This window comes from Actinomadura chokoriensis (genome assembly GCF_039529475.1).
Classification (GTDB): Bacteria; Actinomycetota; Actinomycetes; order Streptosporangiales; family Streptosporangiaceae; genus Spirillospora; species Spirillospora bangladeshensis.
Map to the genome: position 1 here is coordinate 98860 of NZ_BAAAMW010000028.1, position 17555 is coordinate 116414.

General features: G+C 74.4%; 13 protein-coding genes and 1 pseudogene. 4 read left to right on the forward strand and 10 right to left on the reverse strand.

The window, feature by feature from the left end; genetic code table 11:
- Position 1: 1 nt before the first annotated feature.
- Positions 2-1192, reverse strand: a complete 1191-nt coding sequence (locus ABFX46_RS37610; RefSeq protein WP_346048768.1) for an NAD(P)/FAD-dependent oxidoreductase — start codon at positions 1190-1192, stop codon at positions 2-4.
- A 704-nt stretch (positions 1193-1896) separates the two neighbouring features.
- Between ABFX46_RS37610 and menC the strand changes: the two genes are divergently transcribed.
- On the forward strand, positions 1897-3009 hold the full coding sequence (gene menC, locus ABFX46_RS37615) for an o-succinylbenzoate synthase (RefSeq protein WP_346048769.1): 1113 nt from the start codon (positions 1897-1899) through the stop codon (positions 3007-3009).
- A gap of 80 nt (positions 3010-3089) precedes the next feature.
- Here the strand turns inward: menC and ABFX46_RS37620 are convergent, their stop codons facing one another.
- The 5 genes and pseudogenes from ABFX46_RS37620 to ABFX46_RS37635 form a co-directional block, all read right to left on the reverse strand.
- Positions 3090-5156 carry an N-acetylmuramoyl-L-alanine amidase gene (locus tag ABFX46_RS37620; protein WP_346048770.1) on the reverse strand — a complete coding sequence of 689 codons (2067 nt, stop codon included), beginning with the start codon at positions 5154-5156 and terminating at the stop codon, positions 3090-3092.
- Positions 5157-5204: 48 nt separating this feature from the next.
- The gene (locus tag ABFX46_RS37625) at positions 5205-9773 is read right to left on the reverse strand and encodes an HAD-IC family P-type ATPase (RefSeq protein ID WP_346048782.1); all 4569 of its coding nucleotides are present in this window, start codon (positions 9771-9773) and stop codon (positions 5205-5207) included.
- Positions 9697-10449: a cysteine dioxygenase gene (locus ABFX46_RS37630; protein WP_346048771.1), complete on the reverse strand. Its 753-nt coding sequence runs from the start codon at positions 10447-10449 to the stop codon at positions 9697-9699. The genes ABFX46_RS37625 and ABFX46_RS37630 overlap by 77 nt, the downstream gene beginning before the upstream one ends.
- Positions 10450-10504: 55 nt before the next feature.
- Positions 10505-10573: pseudogene (locus ABFX46_RS43650) on the reverse strand (putative leader peptide); the annotation flags it as partial.
- 27 nt (positions 10574-10600) lie between these two features.
- Entirely contained in the window at positions 10601-10723 is a 123-nt protein-coding gene (locus tag ABFX46_RS37635; RefSeq protein ID WP_346048772.1) for a biliverdin-producing heme oxygenase, read from the reverse strand.
- Positions 10724-10854: 131 nt separating this feature from the next.
- Between ABFX46_RS37635 and ABFX46_RS37640 the strand changes: the two genes are divergently transcribed.
- The gene (locus tag ABFX46_RS37640) at positions 10855-11904 is read left to right on the forward strand and encodes an NAD(P)-dependent alcohol dehydrogenase (protein WP_346048773.1); all 1050 of its coding nucleotides are present in this window, start codon (positions 10855-10857) and stop codon (positions 11902-11904) included.
- 5 nt (positions 11905-11909) lie between these two features.
- On the opposite strand, the gene ABFX46_RS37645 is transcribed toward ABFX46_RS37640, so the two are convergent.
- Positions 11910-12377, reverse strand: a complete 468-nt coding sequence (locus ABFX46_RS37645; protein WP_346048783.1) for a cyclic nucleotide-binding domain-containing protein — start codon at positions 12375-12377, stop codon at positions 11910-11912.
- 263 nt (positions 12378-12640) lie between these two features.
- Here ABFX46_RS37645 and ABFX46_RS37650 point away from each other — a divergent pair, with 263 nt between their 5' ends.
- A complete protein-coding gene (locus tag ABFX46_RS37650) occupies positions 12641-13327 on the forward strand; it encodes a response regulator transcription factor (RefSeq protein ID WP_346048774.1) in 687 nt (228 codons plus the stop codon).
- Positions 13327-15939, forward strand: coding sequence for a cation-translocating P-type ATPase (locus tag ABFX46_RS37655; protein WP_346048775.1), 2613 nt, complete (start codon positions 13327-13329; stop codon positions 15937-15939). Before ABFX46_RS37650 ends, ABFX46_RS37655 begins: the two co-directional genes overlap by 1 nt.
- Before the next feature lie 5 nt (positions 15940-15944).
- Here the strand turns inward: ABFX46_RS37655 and ABFX46_RS37660 are convergent, their stop codons facing one another.
- The 3 genes from ABFX46_RS37660 to ABFX46_RS37670 form a co-directional block, all read right to left on the reverse strand.
- Entirely contained in the window at positions 15945-16316 is a 372-nt protein-coding gene (locus tag ABFX46_RS37660) for a putative zinc-binding protein (protein WP_346048776.1), read from the reverse strand.
- Between the two features lie 11 nt (positions 16317-16327).
- Positions 16328-16762 (reverse strand): hypothetical protein, encoded by a 435-nt coding sequence (locus ABFX46_RS37665; RefSeq protein ID WP_346048777.1) that lies wholly within the window; start codon positions 16760-16762, stop codon positions 16328-16330.
- Positions 16759-17555, reverse strand: a 797-nt coding sequence (locus ABFX46_RS37670) for a multicopper oxidase domain-containing protein (RefSeq protein ID WP_346048778.1), incomplete at its 5' end; no start/stop codon positions are given. The genes ABFX46_RS37670 and ABFX46_RS37665, both read right to left, overlap by 4 nt.

The window sequence follows — 17555 nt, forward strand, 5'->3', positions numbered from 1 at the left end:
GCTATCGCGCGCGGCTCGCCGCCAGCCGCTCCGGTCGGCTCAACCGCAGGTCGGCACGGTCGTCGTCGGTCAGCGGGAGGTCGAGCAGCAGTTTGGCGGCGAGTTGCGCCGTGCGCGGCGCCAGCGTGATGCCGAGGCCGTTGTGCCCCGTGGCCGCCAGGACACGGCGGTGCGGATCGACATAGCCGAGGATCGGCAGCCCGTCCGATGTTCCCGGCCGGATTCCGGCACGGGCCCCGATGACCTCCCAATCCGCCACGGCCGGCAGGATGCGCCGCAGGTTCTGCAGGATGGTCTCGTCGGCCCGCGAGGACGTCCCGGGCGATGCATCGCCCTCATCATGGGTCACGCCAACGGCCACCCGGCCCTCCGCGTAGGGGGTCGCACGGACGATGTGGGTCTCCTCGTCGTCGGGCAGCAGCGCGTCGCACTGGGTGCGCAGTCCACCGCCCGCGGGGACCGCGACCTCCAGGATCTGGCCCTTGACGGGGCCGAAGCTGTCGTCCCGCCAGTCGATGAAGTCCTTGACCAGCTCATGGCTCAGATGCCCCGCGGCGACGACCACCCGGTCGGACCGCAGAACACGTCCGGATCGCAGGACGATCTGGACCCCGTCTCCGTCCGCGCGGATCTCTTCAGCGCGGTCCCGCACCCAGGTGATGCCGTCATCGGCCCCGAGGACCGACTCCAGCGCGGCCATGATGCGCATGGGCTCCACCGCCAGGTCGTCCGGCAGCCACAGCCCGCCCCGCACGGCGGGCCCGAGCAGCGGTTCGCGGCCACGCGCCTCGTCCGCGCCGAGCGCCTCGGCGGCCACGCCGCGCTCGCGGAGGAGGGGGAGCACCTCGTCGACCAGCCGGCCGTGCTCCTTCTCCTCGACCGCCAGGCACAGCAGGCCGGACGGGCGGAGTTCGATCGGCCGCCCCCAGACGGCGGAGAGCCGCTCGATCCAGCCCGGGTAAAGGTCGCGGCTGCGCTGGGCCATGGGGCCGAGGGCGCCGTGCCCCTCGTCGTAGAGGTGCGGGTTGATCCCACCGGCCGCCGCCCGCGACGCACTCGTCGTGACGCGGGCACCGTACTCCTGCTCGACCACACCGACCCGCAGTCGCGAATCGCACCGCAACCATTCGGCGATCCCGCCTCCGATGACGCCTCCGCCGACGATGACCACATCGGGGTGGGTGGGGACCATCACAACTCCTTCGACACCGGGGTCTTCTTGAGACGGCGGGTGCCCCGGCTCGGTGCCCACCGTCGATGCCAAGTTCCGGGGCGCCGCCCTCCTGGCTTCACACACGGCAGGGAGAGCGACGCCGAGCATGAGATCAACCGATAGCGGGCATCACTAGAAGCATGCATCCTAAAAAGAAGTCTTACCCCGGCCGCACCGAAGTGATAAGAGGTATGTTGCCACTTACAGCCTTGCGTACCCAATTACCTCCTCAGGAGAGTATCCTGCACTAAATGGCGAGCCTAAGTCTCGTCCAAGTGTTTCTTTTCGGCGTCGACCGGCCGATGTCGTTGAGGTGGGCGCCGGGCGCCGCCGTGGCACATCGGCGCCGCAGCGGGGCGGCTGGTCGGCTTACCCGGAAGCTCTCGCGGCGGACGCACCAAGATCACCGACGGCCTGTTTATTGCTCACGCCATCCGCGCACGGGAGCACGGTCCGGGCACGGTCGGTCGGCAGCCGATCCGGCGTCCCCGCCCAACGCGCCGACCAGGCGCGTTCTCCGGCCGACAAAATCGATCTCTGCAACCCTTGGTCCACGCTGACACAAGGAGCTAAGTTATCAACTTCGGGTGGCCATTTCAGGCGCAGGTCGAAAAAGCGGATCGAGTTCCTGTCCAGCGCGGCGGAGAAGAGGTGCCGATGGACGGCCGGGCGACGGCCGGGCGATGAGGATCGAGTACGTCGACCTGATCGAGGTCGCACTGCCGCTCGTGAGCCCCTTCCGGATCTCGACCGGAACCATGACCACCAGGGAGACGTTCCTGCTGCACGTGGTCACCGACGCCGCCGAGGGCTGGGCCGAATTCGCCGGCGACCCCGACCCCGGCTACTACCCCGAGTTCGCCGCCGCCGCCGAGCTCGTCCTCCGCGACTTCCTGCTGCCCGGCGTCCTCGCGCTGCCCGCTCCGCGGGTCGCCGCACTCGGCCCGATCTTCGCGGCGGTCAAAGGGAACCTGCTGGCCAAGGCGGCACTGGAGACGGCGCTGCTGGACGCCGAGCTGCGCGCCCACGGGATGTCGCTCGGCACCTTCCTCGGCGCGTCGCGGGAGGCCGTCCCCGTGGGCGTGTCCGTCGGCATCCAGGACTCGATCGGCGGCCTGCTCGACATGGTGGAGCGGTACCTCGCCGAGGGCTACACCCGTATCAAGCTGAAGATCGCGCCCGGCTGGGACCTCGAACCCGTGCGCGCGGTCCGGGCGCGGTTCGGGGACGGCCTGGCCCTGCAAGTGGACGCCAACACCGCCTATACCCTCGGCGATGCCGAGCACCTGCGCCGCTTGGACGAATACGGCCTGCTGCTCATCGAGGAGCCACTGCAGGAGGACGACCTGCACGCCCACGCACTGCTGCAGCGGAGGTTGGCCACCCCCATATGCCTGGACGAATCCATCCACACCGCGCGCGGCGCCGCGGCCGCCATCGCGCTCGGCGCCTGCCGGGTCATCAACGTGAAGCCGGCCCGTGTCGGCGGCTACCTCGAGGCTCGGCGGATCCACGACCTCGCCGCCGCGCACGGCGTCCCCGTCTGGTGCGGCGGCAACCTCGAGACCGGCATAGGCCGCGCCGCCAACCTGGCGCTGGCCGCTCTGCCCGGCTTCACCCTCCCCGGCGACCTGTCGGCCTCGAACCGCTACTTCGCCGAGGACATCACCGAGCCGTTCGTCCTGCGCAACGGCCTCATGCGCGTGCCCGGCGGGCCGGGTATCGGGATCGGTCCCCGGCCGGACGCACTGGCCCGGCACACCACCGCCGTAAGGCGGCTCCACCCACGGGAGTGACCGAAGCCGCGTTCACCCCGCGACACGCGAACGCGGCGGCTGATCTGGCCCTCGGGCGTCGCCCGAGGGCCGCCGGAAGGTCAGCGGAGGTAGATGAGGCCGTCTATGCCCACCTTGGGGCGGCCGGGGGTGCCGGCCACGACGATTTTGATGGTGTGCTTGCCGCTGGTCGACCAGGTGCGGCCCCAGGTGAGCTGGCGGTAGGCGGTGGTCGAGGAGCGGGTGTCGAGGGTGCCGATCTTGGTGCCGTCGACGTAGACGTGGACGGCGCCGAGGTAGGAGGCGCGCTTGAAGATGAGGCCCGCGGCGCGGCCGGTGAAGGTCCAGCTGGCGCTCGCGCCCTTCGAGCCGCTGTAGAGGCCGCGTCCGCCGTAGTAGGACTTCGTGGTGGTGAGCTTCCAGGTGCCGGTGCGGCGGGCGGCGCCCTCGCTGATGCCGCCGACGTAGCGGCTGATGGCGCCGGTGCCGGTGTTGCCGGCGGCGTCGGTGGCGGTCAGCGACCAGGGGGTCGTCGCCGACAGCTTCGCGGACGTGGCCCAGCTCGTCGTGGTCGGCGCGAAGGTCTTCGCGGACGGCGAGGTCGCCTTCACCGACGTCAGGGCGGCGTTGTCGGTGGCCTTCCAGACCAGCGACAGGGGCACCGCGGTGCTGTTCACCGTGCCCTTGCGCAGGACGAGGTTCATGGACGAGACGGCGGGACGCGTCGTGTCCGCCACGATCGTGAACGCGGGCGAGGAGGACGTGGTGCCGTCGGCGAAGGTGGCGTGCACCTGGACGGTGTGCGTGCCGGGGGCGAGGGTCACCGTCGCCGACGACGCGCCGGTCGCGGCCATCTTGCCGTCCACGGCGACGGTGTAGGTCGCGCCTTCGGACGGCGTCCAGTTCAGGGTCGCCGTGCTCTTGGTGTAGTACCGGCCGCCGCTCGCCGTCGCGCCGGTCACGGTGGCGGCGAGGGCCGGGACGGTGATCTGCTTCGCGGCCGTCCGGACGGAGGGCAGCGCGTTGTAGAGCTGCACGCCGGGGCATGCGGTCGCGAAGCCGTCGCGGTGGCCGGAGATCGTGTTGAAGACGACCTCCTGCCCGAACGGGTACTTGCCGCCCGTGCCGTCGGGGGCGGCGGAGGTCAGGGTCGTCTTCGCGGTGGGGTCGATGCCGGTCAGGCCGAGCTTCCAGGCGGCGATCTTCGCGACGCCGTCGAGGGATGCCTTGGTCGGGGCCACGCCGGGCGTGGTGGCGTCGTTCGCGGCGGTGTAGGTGCCGAGGACGGCGATGCCGGTGGTGTCGGTGTTGAAGCCGTAGGTGTGGGCGCCGTGGACGGGCCGTTCCGCGCCCCCGGCGCGTCCCTCGAAGATGGTGCCGCACTTGTCGACCAGGAAGTTGTAGCCGATGTCGTCCCAGCCCTGGCTCTTCACGTGGTACAGGAACACCGACCGGATCACGGCCGCCGACTCCGCGCACGTGTAGGAGTTGCCGGTGTCGGTGTGGTGGACGAACGCCGCTTTCACCGAGGAGTCGTAGGTGGGCGGGTTCCTGACCAGGGACTCGTCGGCGCCCCATCCGGAGCGGGCGACGATGGCCGGTTTCGGCGCGGTGAGGGGCGTCGTCGCGGCGACCAGCTTCATGCCGGTGCCCGCGTCCGGGCCGGCGGCGCGGGGCTTCGCCGGGGTCGCGCGGTCGGGGTCGATCAGGTCGACGCGCAGGCCGTCGGGAAGGCGGCGGCCCTGCCCGGCCACGCGCACCTCGACGCCGTTGGACGGGCCGACCCACAGGCCGTTCGTGCCGCCGCGCCCGCCCTCGTCGGGGGCGTCGGCGAGCTGCGGCTCCAGGGCGTGCCAGCCCGACCAGCGGCCGGTGCGGGCGTCGCGGGTGCGGAGGCGGACGGTGCCGCGCAGTTCCTCACGGGGCCGGTTCCAGGTGACGCCCACGAGGCTGAACGGCTCCGTGGCGGCGGCGGGCAGCCCGGCGGTCCGGCCCTTGGAGGAGGCGGCGCTCGGCATGTCCTGGAGTGCGCGGGCGTGCACCCGGCCGTGGCCGGGTCCGACGGCGGCCGAGGTCCGTGCCGTCGATTCTGTGGAGACCGTCCAGGTCACCGCGCCCGCCACCGCCACGGCGGCGGCCGTCGTCCCGATCACTGTGCGCTTCAGCATGCCTCTCCGTCCACGGTCGAGCCATGATCAGGGAGCGCTGCGACCGCGCTAAGTGTCACACATGTCCGGATGGTCGGTAATGCCGACTCGCCGATCGTGATCTCCGTCGGTGGCGGACGGGAGGAGGCGCGGTGCCACGGCCGCGGCGACCGTCGCGGCCGTGGCCGAGAGGGTCACCACCGTCCAGGCGCCCGGCCCGAGAGGAGTGCAGCCGAAGAACTGGCTGATGCCCGGCGTCTCGACGATGGCGAACAGGGCGGCGGCCGAGACCGCGCAGGTGGCCAGCAGCAGGGGGCTGTGCCAGCGGGCGATGAGGGTCTGGCCGAGCTGGGCGCCGACCAGGGCGGCCAGGCCCATCGTGGAGGCGCGGCCGCCGGCGACGATCGTGGTGAGCCGGCCGACGTGCCAGGACGCCAGCGCGGCGGCCGCGGTGGCGGTGCCGCGGACGGCCAGCACCCGCCCCATGTCCTGCCCGGTGAACCCGCGGACGGGGGCCGCGCCGAGCGGGGTGTCCGCGTCGGGGCCGGGGTCGGCGGGGGTGATCGCCACGGCGAGGGACGGCAGCATGTCGGTCAGCATGTTCACGACCAGGAGCTGGCGGGTGCTGAGCGGCGCCCGCCCGCCGAGGGCCGTGCCGAGGACGGTGAAGGCCACCTCCCCCGCGTTGCCGCCGACGAGGATCGCGGCGGCGTCCCGCACGCTGTGCCACAGGGCGCGGCCCTCGCGCAGCGCGTCCAGGATGAGCGCGGTGTCGGGCGCGGTGAGGACGAGGTCCGCGGCGGACCGGGCCGCGCCGGAGCTGCGGCCGGCGACCGCGATGCCGACGTCGGCGCGGCGGATGGCGGCGGCGTCGTTCGCGCCGTCGCCGGTCATCGCCACGACCCGTCCGGCCTTGCGCAGGTCCCGCACGATGCGGACCTTGTGGGCGGGCGAGACCCGGGCGAAGACGGCGGCGCGCTCGACGGCCCGGACCCGCTCGGCGGCGGGCATCGCGTCCAGCTCGGCGCCGGTGACGACCCGGTCGGCGTCCGGGATGCCGAGTTCGGCGGCGACGGCCGCGGCGGTGTCGGGATGGTCGCCGGTGATCATGGTGACGCGCACGCCCGCGCCGTGCAGCCGCTGCACCGCCTCCTCGGCGGTGGGGCGCGGCGGATCGGCGATGCCGACGAAGCCGAGCAGGGTGAGGTCGGCGACGTGGCCGGCGAGCTCGCCCCGCGCCGCGGCGGCGTCGGGGACGGCGCGCTCGGCGATGGCGAGGACGCGCAGGCCCTGCCCGGCCAGCCGCCGGACCGCCGCGGCGGCCGCCCGGCGCCCGGCGGCGGTGAGCGGCGCGTCCGCTCCGCCCCGTCCGGGGATCCGGGAGCACTTGGCCAGCAGGACCTCGGGCGCGCCCTTCACCGCGATGACCGCCCGGTCGCCGTCGTGTCCGAGGGACGCGGAGAAGCCGCGGGTGGTCTCGAAGGGCAGTTCCTCCTCCAGCCGCCACCGGCCGTCGGGCGGCAGGTTCGCGGCGCGGTCCAGCACGGCCCGGTCGGTGGCGTGCGGGGCCTTCCGGCCGCCGGGCGGCGGGCAGGCGCGGGCGGCGGTCCGCAGGATGCGGCGGCCCTCGTCGCCGGTGAGCGGCAGCGGGCGGGCGGGCCCTGCCGCGCGGACGAGCCGGAGCCGGCCCTCGGTGAGGGTGCCGGTCTTGTCGAAGCACAGGGTGTCGACCCGGCCGAGGCCCTCCAGGGCGCGGGTGGAGCGGACGAGCACGCCGAGGCCGGACAGCCGCCGGGCGGCGGCGAGCTGCGAGGCGGTGGCGACGAGGGGCAGTCCCTCGGGGACGGCGGCGACGGCGACCGCGACGCCCGATTCCAGGGCCCGGCGCAGCGGCAGGCCGCGCAGCATGCCGAGGACGGTGACGGCCGCCCCGCCGAGCGCGGTCGCCGGCAGGGCCTGGTGGGTGAGTTCGGCGAGCCGCGTCTGCATGCTGGCGGAGGTGTCGGCGGCTCCGGCTAGCGCGGCGGCACGTCCGGTCTCGGTGGCGTCGGCGGTGGCGACGACGAGGGCGACGGCGCCGCCCGCAACGACCGTCGTCCCCTCGTAGACCATGCAGTGCCGGTCGGCGGGGTCGGCGCCGGGGGACGGCTCGACGCTCTTGTCGACGGGGACGGACTCGCCGGTCAGCGTGGCCTCGTCCACTTCGAGGGACTCGGCCCACAGCAGCCGGGCGTCCGCCGGGACGACGTCCTCCGAGTGGAGCAGGATCACGTCGCCGGTGCGCAGGCGGTCGGCGGTCACCCGGTCGCTCGCGGCGTTCCGGAGCCGCGCGAAGTCCGGCCCGCCGCCCGGCGGCGGGACCGCGGTCACCCGGCGGGCCTGGATCCGCTGGCCGAGCATCAGCTCGCCGAGGGCGCGCTCGGCCCGCATCCGCTGGGCGCCGCCGATGAGGGCGTTGCCGGTCATGACCCCGGCGACCAGCGCCGCGTCCACGCTGGAGCCGACCACCGCCGAGGCCGCCGCGCCGAGCGCGAGGATGGGCGTCAGCGGGTCGTCGAGCTCCTGCCGGACGGCCGCGGCGAGGCGCAGCAGCGTCCCGGCGGGTCCGGGCGCGGGCCGGTGCCGCGGCGGCGGGTCCGGCCGCCCGCCCGCGCCGGGGACCAGCCGCCGGTACGCCTCTTCGGCGGTGAAGACGTGCCAGGCGTCCCGGACGATGGGCGGCGGCAGCGGGCGGTGGTTGAGCCGCCGGGCGCTCAGCGCGTTCGCGAGCATCGCCGACAGCGAGGCGGCGTGCACGGGCGGGACGTCCTGCCAGGAGCCGGTGAGGCGGCGCAGCCTGCCCCGTCCGATGCGGCGGCGGCGCCGTCCGACGATGAGCAGCGCGCCGAGTGCGGACGCGCTCAGCGCGAGCTGCGCGGACCGGTGGGCGGCACGGCGGGCGAACGGGACCGCCGTCAGCAGCCGCCACGCCTCGGCCAGCCCCGGCCCGCAGACGAGGTCGGCGCGCCAGTCGGCGAGCCCGTGCCCGCGCAGGACGCTGACGCCGACGTCGGCCGCGTCGAGCGCCTCGTCCCGGCCGCAGGCGATGGCGAGGACCCCGTGTCCTTCCTCCTGCAACTCCCGCACCGACTGCGCCAGGTGCTCGACGGCGGTGGGGGTGTCGTCGCCCCAGGCGAGCAGTTCCCGGGTGCTGGCGTGCTCGGTGAGGACGACCACGTCGGCCGCCTCGTGCGCCGCCGACAGCAGCGCCTCGGCGAGGCGGTCCAGGGAGCAGCCGACCCGGACCCGGCCGCACCGCTCGCCCCGGTCGTCGAGCAGGTCGAGGGTGACGCCGTCGGGGTCGGCGGGGCCGGCGGACGGCGCGTCGGCGGCGCGCTCAAGCCGCCATCCCGGCTCCGGCCCGCCGGGCTCGGGCTTCTGCGGCCACGGCCCCGGCCGGGCGAGGTCGTCGCGGCCGTACCCGGCGAGCACCGCGCCGGCCAGCCGCCACACGTCCGCGTCATCGAGCGCGCCGCTGGTGGAGACCGCCGACAGCAGCCGCAGCTCCCCGTCGCACAGCACCGCCGAGTCGATGACGACCGCGTCGACCCGGTCGAGCCGGCGCAGCGCCCCCGGGTCCAGGGCGACGACGCCGCGGCGCGCGAGGTCGTGGCCCAGCACGGCGGCGAACGCCTCGCGGCCCGACCGCGCCGCCTTCGGCACGGTCGCGAGCAGCATCTCGGCGACGGCGGACGGGTCGTGGGTGCCGGCCATGACGCCGGCGGAGCCCAGCAGGTCGGCCAGCGCGGTGCGGTTCGCGGCCCGCTCCACCGGCCCGTCCGGCAGCGGGCACGGCCGCTCCGCCGGCCTTCCGCAGTCCTGCGGCAGGCGGCCCGCCACGGCCAGTCGCGGTTCGCGGCGCCGCCACGCGTCGCGGCGCGCCCGGATCTCGTAGAGCTGGAAGACGCGGTGCACGGCGTCGGTGGCCACCGGCGCGACGCCCTGCCCGGCCCCCTGGACGATCGCGTTGGCGGCGCCGAGCAGGGCGTCCGCGCGGAGCGCGCCGAGCCGCCGCTCCAGTGCCGACCGGAACTGCGGGACCGAGTCGGCCAGCGCCACCGCCGCGCGCACCGGGCTCGGCACCGGCGGGAGGAGCAGCAGCCGGCCGGCGAGGGCCGCCGCGGCGCCCGCGCAGTCGGTGGCGAGCGCCGTCACCGCACTGGTCCGCGCCATGTCGTCGTCCGGCCGCCGGGCGTGCGCGGACTCGTCGAAGCCGCCGGCCTTGTGGGCCTCCTCCACGTCCTGGACGGCCTGGACGAGGGTGTCCAGGTCCACGGAGCCCTGCGCGTAGGAGACGAGGACGTGGCCCGCGACGGCGTTGACCTCCGCCCAGCGGACACCGTCCAGGCGCCGCAGCGCCTCGGTCAGCGCCCGCGCGTACCGCCTCTGCCGCAGCCCGCCGCCCGCCAGCCCGCTCGCCTCGATGTGCGCCCGTCCGCCGTGCGCCCACACCCGCCGCGCGGGACCCCCGGCGGCGAGGACGGCGACGGAACCGGCCGTCCGGCGGACGCCCGTGCCCAGGTCACCGATCCCATGGGCGACGCCCGCGGCGGCTCGCGCGCCGGTGCGCGCCCCTGCGGCGGTCGTGCGCGCGCCCATCGCCGCGCCCCGCAGGGCCAGTCTCGACGCCGTCTCCGCCGCCGCGACCGGGACGGAGAGCGCCGTCCTGGCGAGCGACACCCCCGGGATCCCCACCGCCCGCTCCTCCGACCTGCCGAAACCGAGACCGACCAGGCATCCCGAGTACCCGGCCGGAGGCCCGGCAAACGGTGCGGTCGCGCTCGGGCCCGCTCACCGCCGGCCCGCTCACCACCGGCCCGCTCACCACTGGCCGGCGGTCTCGGTGGCGCGGCGCACCGGACGGCCGTCCACGACGGTCGTAGCGGTTCATGGTGGCGAGCGGCGGGGAGTACACGTGCACGCTGACGGCCGGGGCCGCCGAGACGTTGCGGACCTCGTGCAGGTAGTCGGGGCCGAACGCGCGGGGCGGGCCCGCCGTGACCGTCCGCACGCCGCCCAGGTCGTACTCCTCCAGGGCGCCCAGCGCCACCGCGAACGCGCCGTGCGAGCCGCCGTGGTCGTGCAGCCCGGTGCTCTGGCCGGGCAGCCAGCTGATCAGCCAGATCTCCCGGTCACCGTCGCGGTGCAGGCGCTCGTACCAGCGGCCCTCCGGGCTGAGCCGCACGCGCGGCAGCCATTCGTCGCAGTTGTCCGCCAGCTCCGCCGCCGCGGCGGCCAGCGCGGCGGCGGACCGCCCGGTGGTGATGGTCGTCATTTCTCGGGTTCCCTCTCGTGACTCGTCGGATGCGGCCGCCGTGCGCGCCGGGGCGACACAGGCCGCTCGCCAGCCGGCCCAGATCGACGTGCGGCCGCGTCCACAGAGAGGGGTCGGAGTGCATGCGACCAGCATGGCGAGGATTCCCTACTTAGTCAATCGGAATTATCCGGTAGCCTCGGACGATCCGCGCGCCGATGACCTGTCCGCCGGACAGGTCGCCGAGGTAGCGGGTGTAGTGGTGGGCGGGCCAGTCGAAGCAGACCTCGCGCATGCGGCCGCGACATCCCCCTCCCCGCCCTGCTGTTCCCAAGCCGGTCCCGCGGACGGCGGCGCGGATTCCCTGGTGGAGCCACCTGTTAGTGGGTAGGCGGGGGGCGACGGGCGCTTCTGTAGGGAGGGGTCATGCGGGCACTGCGCTTGCTGGAGTGGAAGTCCGACCCGGAACTGGTCGAGGTCGCCGAGCCCGAGCCGGGGCCGGGGCAGGTCGTCGTCAAGGTGGGCGGCGCGGGGGCCTGCCACTCGGACCTGCATCTGATGCGGGACTTCGAGAGCGGAGCGGTGCCCTGGGGGCCGCCGTTCACGCTCGGGCACGAGAACGCGGGCTGGGTACACGCCCTCGGCGACGGCGTGCGCGGCCTGGAGGCGGGGCAGCCGGTCGCGGTGTACGGGCCGTGGGGCTGCGGGGTCTGCGCGCGGTGCCGGGTCGGGACGGAGAACTACTGCGAGAACCCGGCGGAGGCGCCGGTGCCCGGGGGCGGCGGCGGGCTCGGGCTGGACGGCGGGATGGCCGGGTTCCTGCTGGTCCCGAGCGCCCGGTTCCTCGTGCCGCTGCCGGACGGGCTCGACCCGGTGGCGGCGGCGCCGCTGACGGACGCCGGGCTCACCCCGTACCACGCCGTCCGCCGGTCGTGGGCGAAGCTGCCGCCGGGCGCGACCGCCGTGGTGATCGGGGCGGGCGGGCTCGGCCATGTGGGGGTGCAGATCCTCAAGGCCACCACGGCGGCGCGGGTCATCGCCGTCGACATGCGCGAGGAGGCCCGCCGGAACGCGGTCGAGCACGGCGCCGACCTCGCGCTCCCGTCCGACGACGGCACGGTCCAGGCGATCCGGGACGCGACCGGCGGGCGCGGCGCCGACGTCGTCCTCGACTTCGTCGGCGCGGACCCGACCCTCGCCATGGCCGCGGCGTCGGCGCGGATGCTCGGCGACGTCACCATCGTGGGGATCGGCGGCGGCACGCTGCCGGTGTCGTTCTTCTCCGTCCCGTACGAGGTGTCGCTGCAGACCACCTACTGGGGGACGCGGCCGGAGCTGGCGGAGGTGCTCGACCTGGCGTCGCGGGGCCTGCTGCGGCCCGACGTCACCGAGTACCCGCTGGACCGGGCGATGGACGCCTACCGGGACATGGAGGCCGGCCGGCTCACCGGACGCGCGGTGATCGTGCCCGGCTGACCCCGTCAGGGCCGCGGCGCCGGCACCGGGCGGGACGCCTCCAGGAGCCGCGTCTGGGCGATCTGGAGCCGGTCGACGACGAGTTCGGTGAAGCGGCGGGTCAGCTCGTAGCCGAGCGCCGGGTCGACCGCGCAGAGCGTGCGGACCAGCCGCCCGTCGAACTCGACGGCCCGCACGTCCGACAGGGCCGTCGCGCCGAAGCGCCACCGGTACGGGCGGAACAGCCAGGACCAGCCGAGGGCGGCGCCGGGCCCGAGCGTGTCGACGGCGGCCGTGCCGCTGCCGGGCGAGCGGAGGTCGAGGGCCACCGTGCCCTCCCGGATCAGCCAGAACCTCTCGGCCGGCTCCGCCTCGGCGATGATCCGGCGGCCCGCCGGGAAGGCGGCGGGACGGGCGGCGCCCGCCAGCCGCGCCAGGTCCGCGGTCCGCATCCCGCGCAGGAAGGTCTCGCGTGCCAGGTCGGCCGCGGTCATCGTGCTCACCGGTTCGCCCCCGATCGTGTCTCGAGTGTTCGCGCCCCTCCATCTCACCGCCGGAGTGATCGCCGACACAGGGCCGAAGGACCCTTTGGCGGCGGGACCTCTGCCGTCCTCCGGGCCCGCGGCGCCCTGCCGGGCCGGGCGGTGCCCGGTTCGGGACCTTGGTCCTGCCGATGGCGGGACGTCCGATGATGTGACGCCGCACGACCGGCGGGTAACGTCCATTCCGTCAGCGACGAGGGGCGAAGGACGATGCCATGACCGGCGATGCCGCGAGGACCGATGCCGCCGAGACCATCCGGGTGTTCCTGCTGGACGACCACGAGGTCGTCCGGCGCGGAGTGGCCGCACTGCTGTCGGCCGAGGACGACATCGAGATCGTCGGGGAGGCCGGCACCGCCGAGCACGCGCTGGCCCGCATCCCCGCCGCCCGCCCCGACGTGGCGGTGCTGGACGTCCGGCTGCCCGACGGCGACGGGGTGAGCGTCTGCCGCGAGCTCCGCTCCCAGATGCCCGACCTGGCCTGCCTGATGCTGACCTCCTTCGACGACGAGGACGCCCTGTTCGAGGCCGTGATGGCCGGGGCGGCCGGGTACGTCCTCAAGCAGATCCACGGCTCGGACCTGGTCGGCGCCGTCCGCACCGTCGCCACCGGCCAGTCCCTGCTCGACCCCCGCTCCACCGCCCGCATGCTGCAGCGGCTGCGCGACCGGCAGGACAGGCAGGACCCGCTCAAGAGCCTGACCGAGCAGGAGCGCCACATCTTCGACCTCATCGGCGAGGGCCTGACCAACCGGCAGATCGGCGAGCGGCTCTTCCTGGCCGAGAAGACGGTCAAGAACTACATCTCCAACATCTTCGCCAAGCTCGGCATGAGCCGCCGCACCCAGGCCGCCGCCCTCGCCGCCCGGCTCAAGGCCGATCGCCAGGCGCCCCGCCACTGATGGCGACGGCACCGGCCCCCTACCGCAGGCCCGCCGAGGACGTCGTGCGCGATCTCGGCGGGGACGCGTCCCGGGGGCTGACGCCGGCCGAGGCCGCGGCCCGGCTGGAGCGCGAGGGGCCGAACACGCTGCCGGCGGCGCGCGGCCGCGGGCCGGTCGTGCGGTTCCTGCTGCAGTTCAACAGCCCGCTGATCTACGTGCTGCTCGCGGCGGCCGCGGTGACGGCGCTGCTCGGCGAGCACGTCGACGCGGTCGTGATCCTCGGCGTGGTGGTCGTGAACGCGATCGTCGGGTTCGTCCAGGAGTCGCGCGCGGAGAAGGCCCTCACCGCGCTCGCCGCGATGGCGCGGACGACGGCGGTGGCCGTCCGGGACGGCGTGCGGCGGCGGATCCCGGCGGCCGACCTGGTCCGCGGCGACCTGGTGGAGCTGGAGGCCGGCGACAAGGTCCCGGCCGACCTGCGGCTGCTGCGCACCGACGAGCTGGCCGTCGACGAGTCGGCGCTGACCGGCGAGTCGGTGCCCGTCGCGAAGGACCCGGCGGAACTGCCCGAGGTCGCGCTCGCCGACCGCACCGCGATGGCGTTCTCCGGGACGCTGGTCACCGCCGGCCGGGCCGCCGGGCTGGTGGTGGCGACCGGCGCGGACACCGAGCTCGGCGGCATCGACCGGCTGGTGCACACCACGGCGACCGTGCAGACCCCGCTCACCCGCAAGATCGCCCAGTTCAGCAAGGTCGTGACGGTGGCGATCCTGGTGCTCGCCGCCGTCACCTTCCTGATCGGGATCCTGCGCGGCCGGGACGCCACCGAGATGCTGACCGCGGCGGTGGCGCTCGCGGTCGGCGCGATCCCGGAGGGCCTGCCCGCCGTCGTGACGATCACCCTCGCGCTGGGCGTCGCGCGGATGGTGCGGCGCGGCGCGATCGTCCGGCACCTGCCCGCCGTGGAGACGCTCGGCGGCACCACCGTCATCTGCACCGACAAGACCGGCACGCTCACCCAGAACCAGATGACCGTCACCGCGATCACCGCGGGCGGACGCGACTACACCGTCACCGGCACCGGCTACGCCCCCGACGGCGGCATCGAGTGCGGCGGACGCGCGGTCGACCTCGCCGAGCACCCCGTCCTGAAGGAGACGCTGCTGACCGGGCTGGGCTGCAACGACGCGCAGCTCGTCGAGAAGGACGGCGGCTGGCGGATCACCGGCGACCCGACCGAGGGCGCCCTGGTCACCAGCGCCGCCAAGGCGGGGCTCGACCGCGTCCCGGCCCGCACCGCAACGCAGCCGTTCAGCTCCGAGCGCCGCTACATGGCGACGCTGCACGAGGACGGCACCGTCTACGTCAAGGGGCCGGTCGAGCGGATCCTGGAGCTGTGCGGCGGCGCCGCCGGACCCGGCGGGGAGCCGGTCCCGCTGGACCGCGCCGCCGTCGTCGCCCGCGCCGAGTCCTACGGCGGCGAGGCGCTGCGCGTGCTGGCCTTCGCCCGCGGGCGCGCCACGGCGCTGGACGAGCTGCCCCCACTGACCTTCCTCGGCCTGCAGGCGATGCTCGACCCGCCCCGCCCGGACGCCGCGCAGGCCGTCCGGACCTGCCACGACGCCGGCATCGAGGTCAAGATGATCACCGGGGACCACGCCGCCACCGCCGCCGCCATCGGCGCCCGCGTCGGGCTCGGCGGCGCGGTCATGACCGGTGCCGACCTCGCCGCCGACGACTCCCCCGAGCGCATCCGCGACACGACCGTCTTCGCGCGCGTCTCCCCCGAGCAGAAGCTCCGCCTCGTCCGGGCCCTGCAGGGCTCCGGGCACGTGATCGCGATGACCGGCGACGGCGTCAACGACGCGCCCGCGCTCAAGCAGGCCGACATCGGCGTCGCGATGGGCCGCACCGGCACCGACGCCGCCAAGGAATCGGCCGACATGGTGCTCACCGAGGACGACTTCACCTCCATCGAGCGGGCGGTGGAGGAGGGCCGCGGCGTCTTCGACAACCTGGTGAAGTTCATCGTGTGGGCGCTGCCGTCCAACATCGGGCTCGGCCTGGTCCTCGTCGCCGCGATCGTCGCCGGGACCGCGCTGCCGATCCTGCCGCTGCAGGTGCTGTGGCTGAACATGACCGCGGTGCTCGTCCTCGGGCTGCCGTTCGCGGTCGAGCCGAAGGACGAGCACATCATGCGCCGCCCGCCGCGCGACCCGGCGCTGCCGCTGCTCACCCGCGCGATGACGGCCCGCATCCTGCTGGTGTCGGCGATCCTGCTGGCCGGCTCCTTCGGGCTGCAGCACTGGGAGCGGTCGCACGGCGCGTCCCCCGAGGTCGCGCAGACGATCGTCGTCAACGTGTTCGCGCTGACCCTGCTGACCTACATGTTCAACTGCCTGTCCCTGGACCGGCCGCTGCTGTGGGGCGGCGTCCGCCGCAACCCGTGGGTCGCCGCCAGCGCGCTGGCGCTCGTCGCGATCCAGGTGCTCTACACCTACACGCCCTTCATGAACGACGTGTTCGACTCCGCGCCGCTCGACGCGGCCGCGTGGGCCCGCATCGCGGTCATCGCCGTCGCGTCGTACCTGCTGGTGGAGGCGCTGAAGCTCGTCCAGCGGGCCCGCTGAACGAGCTACCCGAGCTCCGTCTCGACGCGCTTGAGGAGCGTGGCGAGGACCTCTGCGGCCTGGTCGGGGTCGAAGTCCTCGCCCAGGCGCTTGCGGACGCCGTCGTCGCTGAGCCGGTGGTGGACGTCCGGCGCCACGCCGTGCCGGTCGAGGCAGTGGCGGGCGCATTCCAGTGCGCAGCCGTCGATGGCGATGATCCGGCGTCCGCCGGTGGCCTTGCGGACCAGGCTCTTCACATCGCCGCCGACGCCCGCGATGCAGGACATCTCGGCGACACCGCGGCGATCGAGCTGGATCGCCAGCCAGTTCGTCATCTGCGCGGCGCTGGAGCAGCCTGAGCACGAGTAGACGAGCGGAAGGTCACGGCGGTCGGTCATGGACGATCCTCCTAGGTGGTGGGCAGGGCGGTGGCGACGAGGACGATGCCGACGGAGCCGACGAGCGAAGTGATAGCCATGGCCCGCGCGAAGGACGGATGCCGGGAGCTGGCCCAGCCGTGCACGCCGGCGACGGCGACGACCACGCCGAACAGCAGCAGCTTCGCGGCCAGGATGCGGCCGTAGCCGGGCTCGGCGAGCGACGCCCACGTGACGCCCTTGTGCCGGGCCATGGCCACGCCCGTGGTGATCTGCACCGGCAGGAAGACCGCCCCGGTGAAGATGCCGAAGCGGCGGCCGACCTCGCGCGCCATCCCGGTGTACTGGTCGGCGGCGAGCTTCTGCCGCGCGAGCGGCAGCAGGACCAGGGAGATGGTGAGCTGCCCGCCCACCCACAGCGCAGCCCCGGAGACGTGGAGGAAGCGGATGACGGACCACCAGGTCATCGGGTCACCTTCAGGATGCCGTGGGCGCCGGCTTCGCCGTGGCGCATGTCGTGGTCGACGAAGGGATAGTGGCCGGGTTCAGGGACGACGGTCTCGACGAACCCGCCCTGACCGGGCGCCAGGTCCAGGATCTGCAAACCACCCGGATCACCCTTGCGCAGCAGATACCCGCCCTCCTTATAGACAGTGTCGAACTGCGCGCCGACGATGTGGAATGCGGTGCCGGTGGACGGGCCCGCATCGACTACCCAGACGCGGACGCGGTCACCGACTCGGGCGGTCAGCGGAGCGTGGTCGTAGCCGGCGGCGGTCCCGTTGAACATCCACGCGTCCGGGCGGCCGTCGCGCATCTTGGCCACCTGCGCCTCCGAGCCGGGCCGGCCCAGGTACAACTCGCCCTGGACCAGGACGTATTCGCGGTCCACGCGGGGCAGGTCGGGCGGGTCGATGACGACCGCGCCGTACATGCCGTTGGCGATGTGCTGCAGCATCGGCATCGTCGAGCAGTGATACAACCACGCCCCCGCATGCTGAGCCTTGAACCGGTAGGTCAACCGCTCACCCGGCTGAATGGTGCGCATCGGCACATCAGGAGCCAGCGTGCTCGCATGGAAGTCGATCCCATGACCCATCGTGCTGTCGTTCACCAGCGTGATCACGAACACATCACCGACCTTCCCCCGCAACACCGGAGCCGGCACCGTCCCGCCGAACGTCCACATCGTCTGCCGGACACCGGGAGCCACCTCCAACTCCCGGTCAACGGCACGCAGTTCGACGCGGTGCTCCTTCG

Excerpts from the sequence above, each read along its gene's own strand:
- ABFX46_RS37655 (WP_346048775.1), top strand. The coding sequence starts at position 13,327 with ATGGCGACGGCACCGGCCCCCTACCGCAGGCCCGCCGAGGACGTCGTG.
- ABFX46_RS37625 (WP_346048782.1), bottom strand. The coding sequence starts at position 9,773 with ATGGGCGCGCGCACGACCGCCGCAGGGGCGCGCACCGGCGCGCGAGCC.
- ABFX46_RS37650 (WP_346048774.1), top strand. The coding sequence starts at position 12,641 with ATGACCGGCGATGCCGCGAGGACCGATGCCGCCGAGACCATCCGGGTG.
- ABFX46_RS37635 (WP_346048772.1), bottom strand. The coding sequence starts at position 10,723 with ATGCGCGAGGTCTGCTTCGACTGGCCCGCCCACCACTACACCCGCTAC.
- ABFX46_RS37620 (WP_346048770.1), bottom strand. The coding sequence starts at position 5,156 with ATGCTGAAGCGCACAGTGATCGGGACGACGGCCGCCGCCGTGGCGGTG.
- menC (WP_346048769.1), top strand. The coding sequence starts at position 1,897 with ATGAGGATCGAGTACGTCGACCTGATCGAGGTCGCACTGCCGCTCGTG.
- ABFX46_RS37630 (WP_346048771.1), bottom strand. The coding sequence starts at position 10,449 with ATGACGACCATCACCACCGGGCGGTCCGCCGCCGCGCTGGCCGCCGCG.
- ABFX46_RS37640 (WP_346048773.1), top strand. The coding sequence starts at position 10,855 with ATGCGGGCACTGCGCTTGCTGGAGTGGAAGTCCGACCCGGAACTGGTC.
- ABFX46_RS37665 (WP_346048777.1), bottom strand. The coding sequence starts at position 16,762 with ATGACCTGGTGGTCCGTCATCCGCTTCCTCCACGTCTCCGGGGCTGCG.
- ABFX46_RS37645 (WP_346048783.1), bottom strand. The coding sequence starts at position 12,377 with ATGACCGCGGCCGACCTGGCACGCGAGACCTTCCTGCGCGGGATGCGG.
- ABFX46_RS37610 (WP_346048768.1), bottom strand. The coding sequence starts at position 1,192 with ATGGTCCCCACCCACCCCGATGTGGTCATCGTCGGCGGAGGCGTCATC.
- ABFX46_RS37660 (WP_346048776.1), bottom strand. The coding sequence starts at position 16,316 with ATGACCGACCGCCGTGACCTTCCGCTCGTCTACTCGTGCTCAGGCTGC.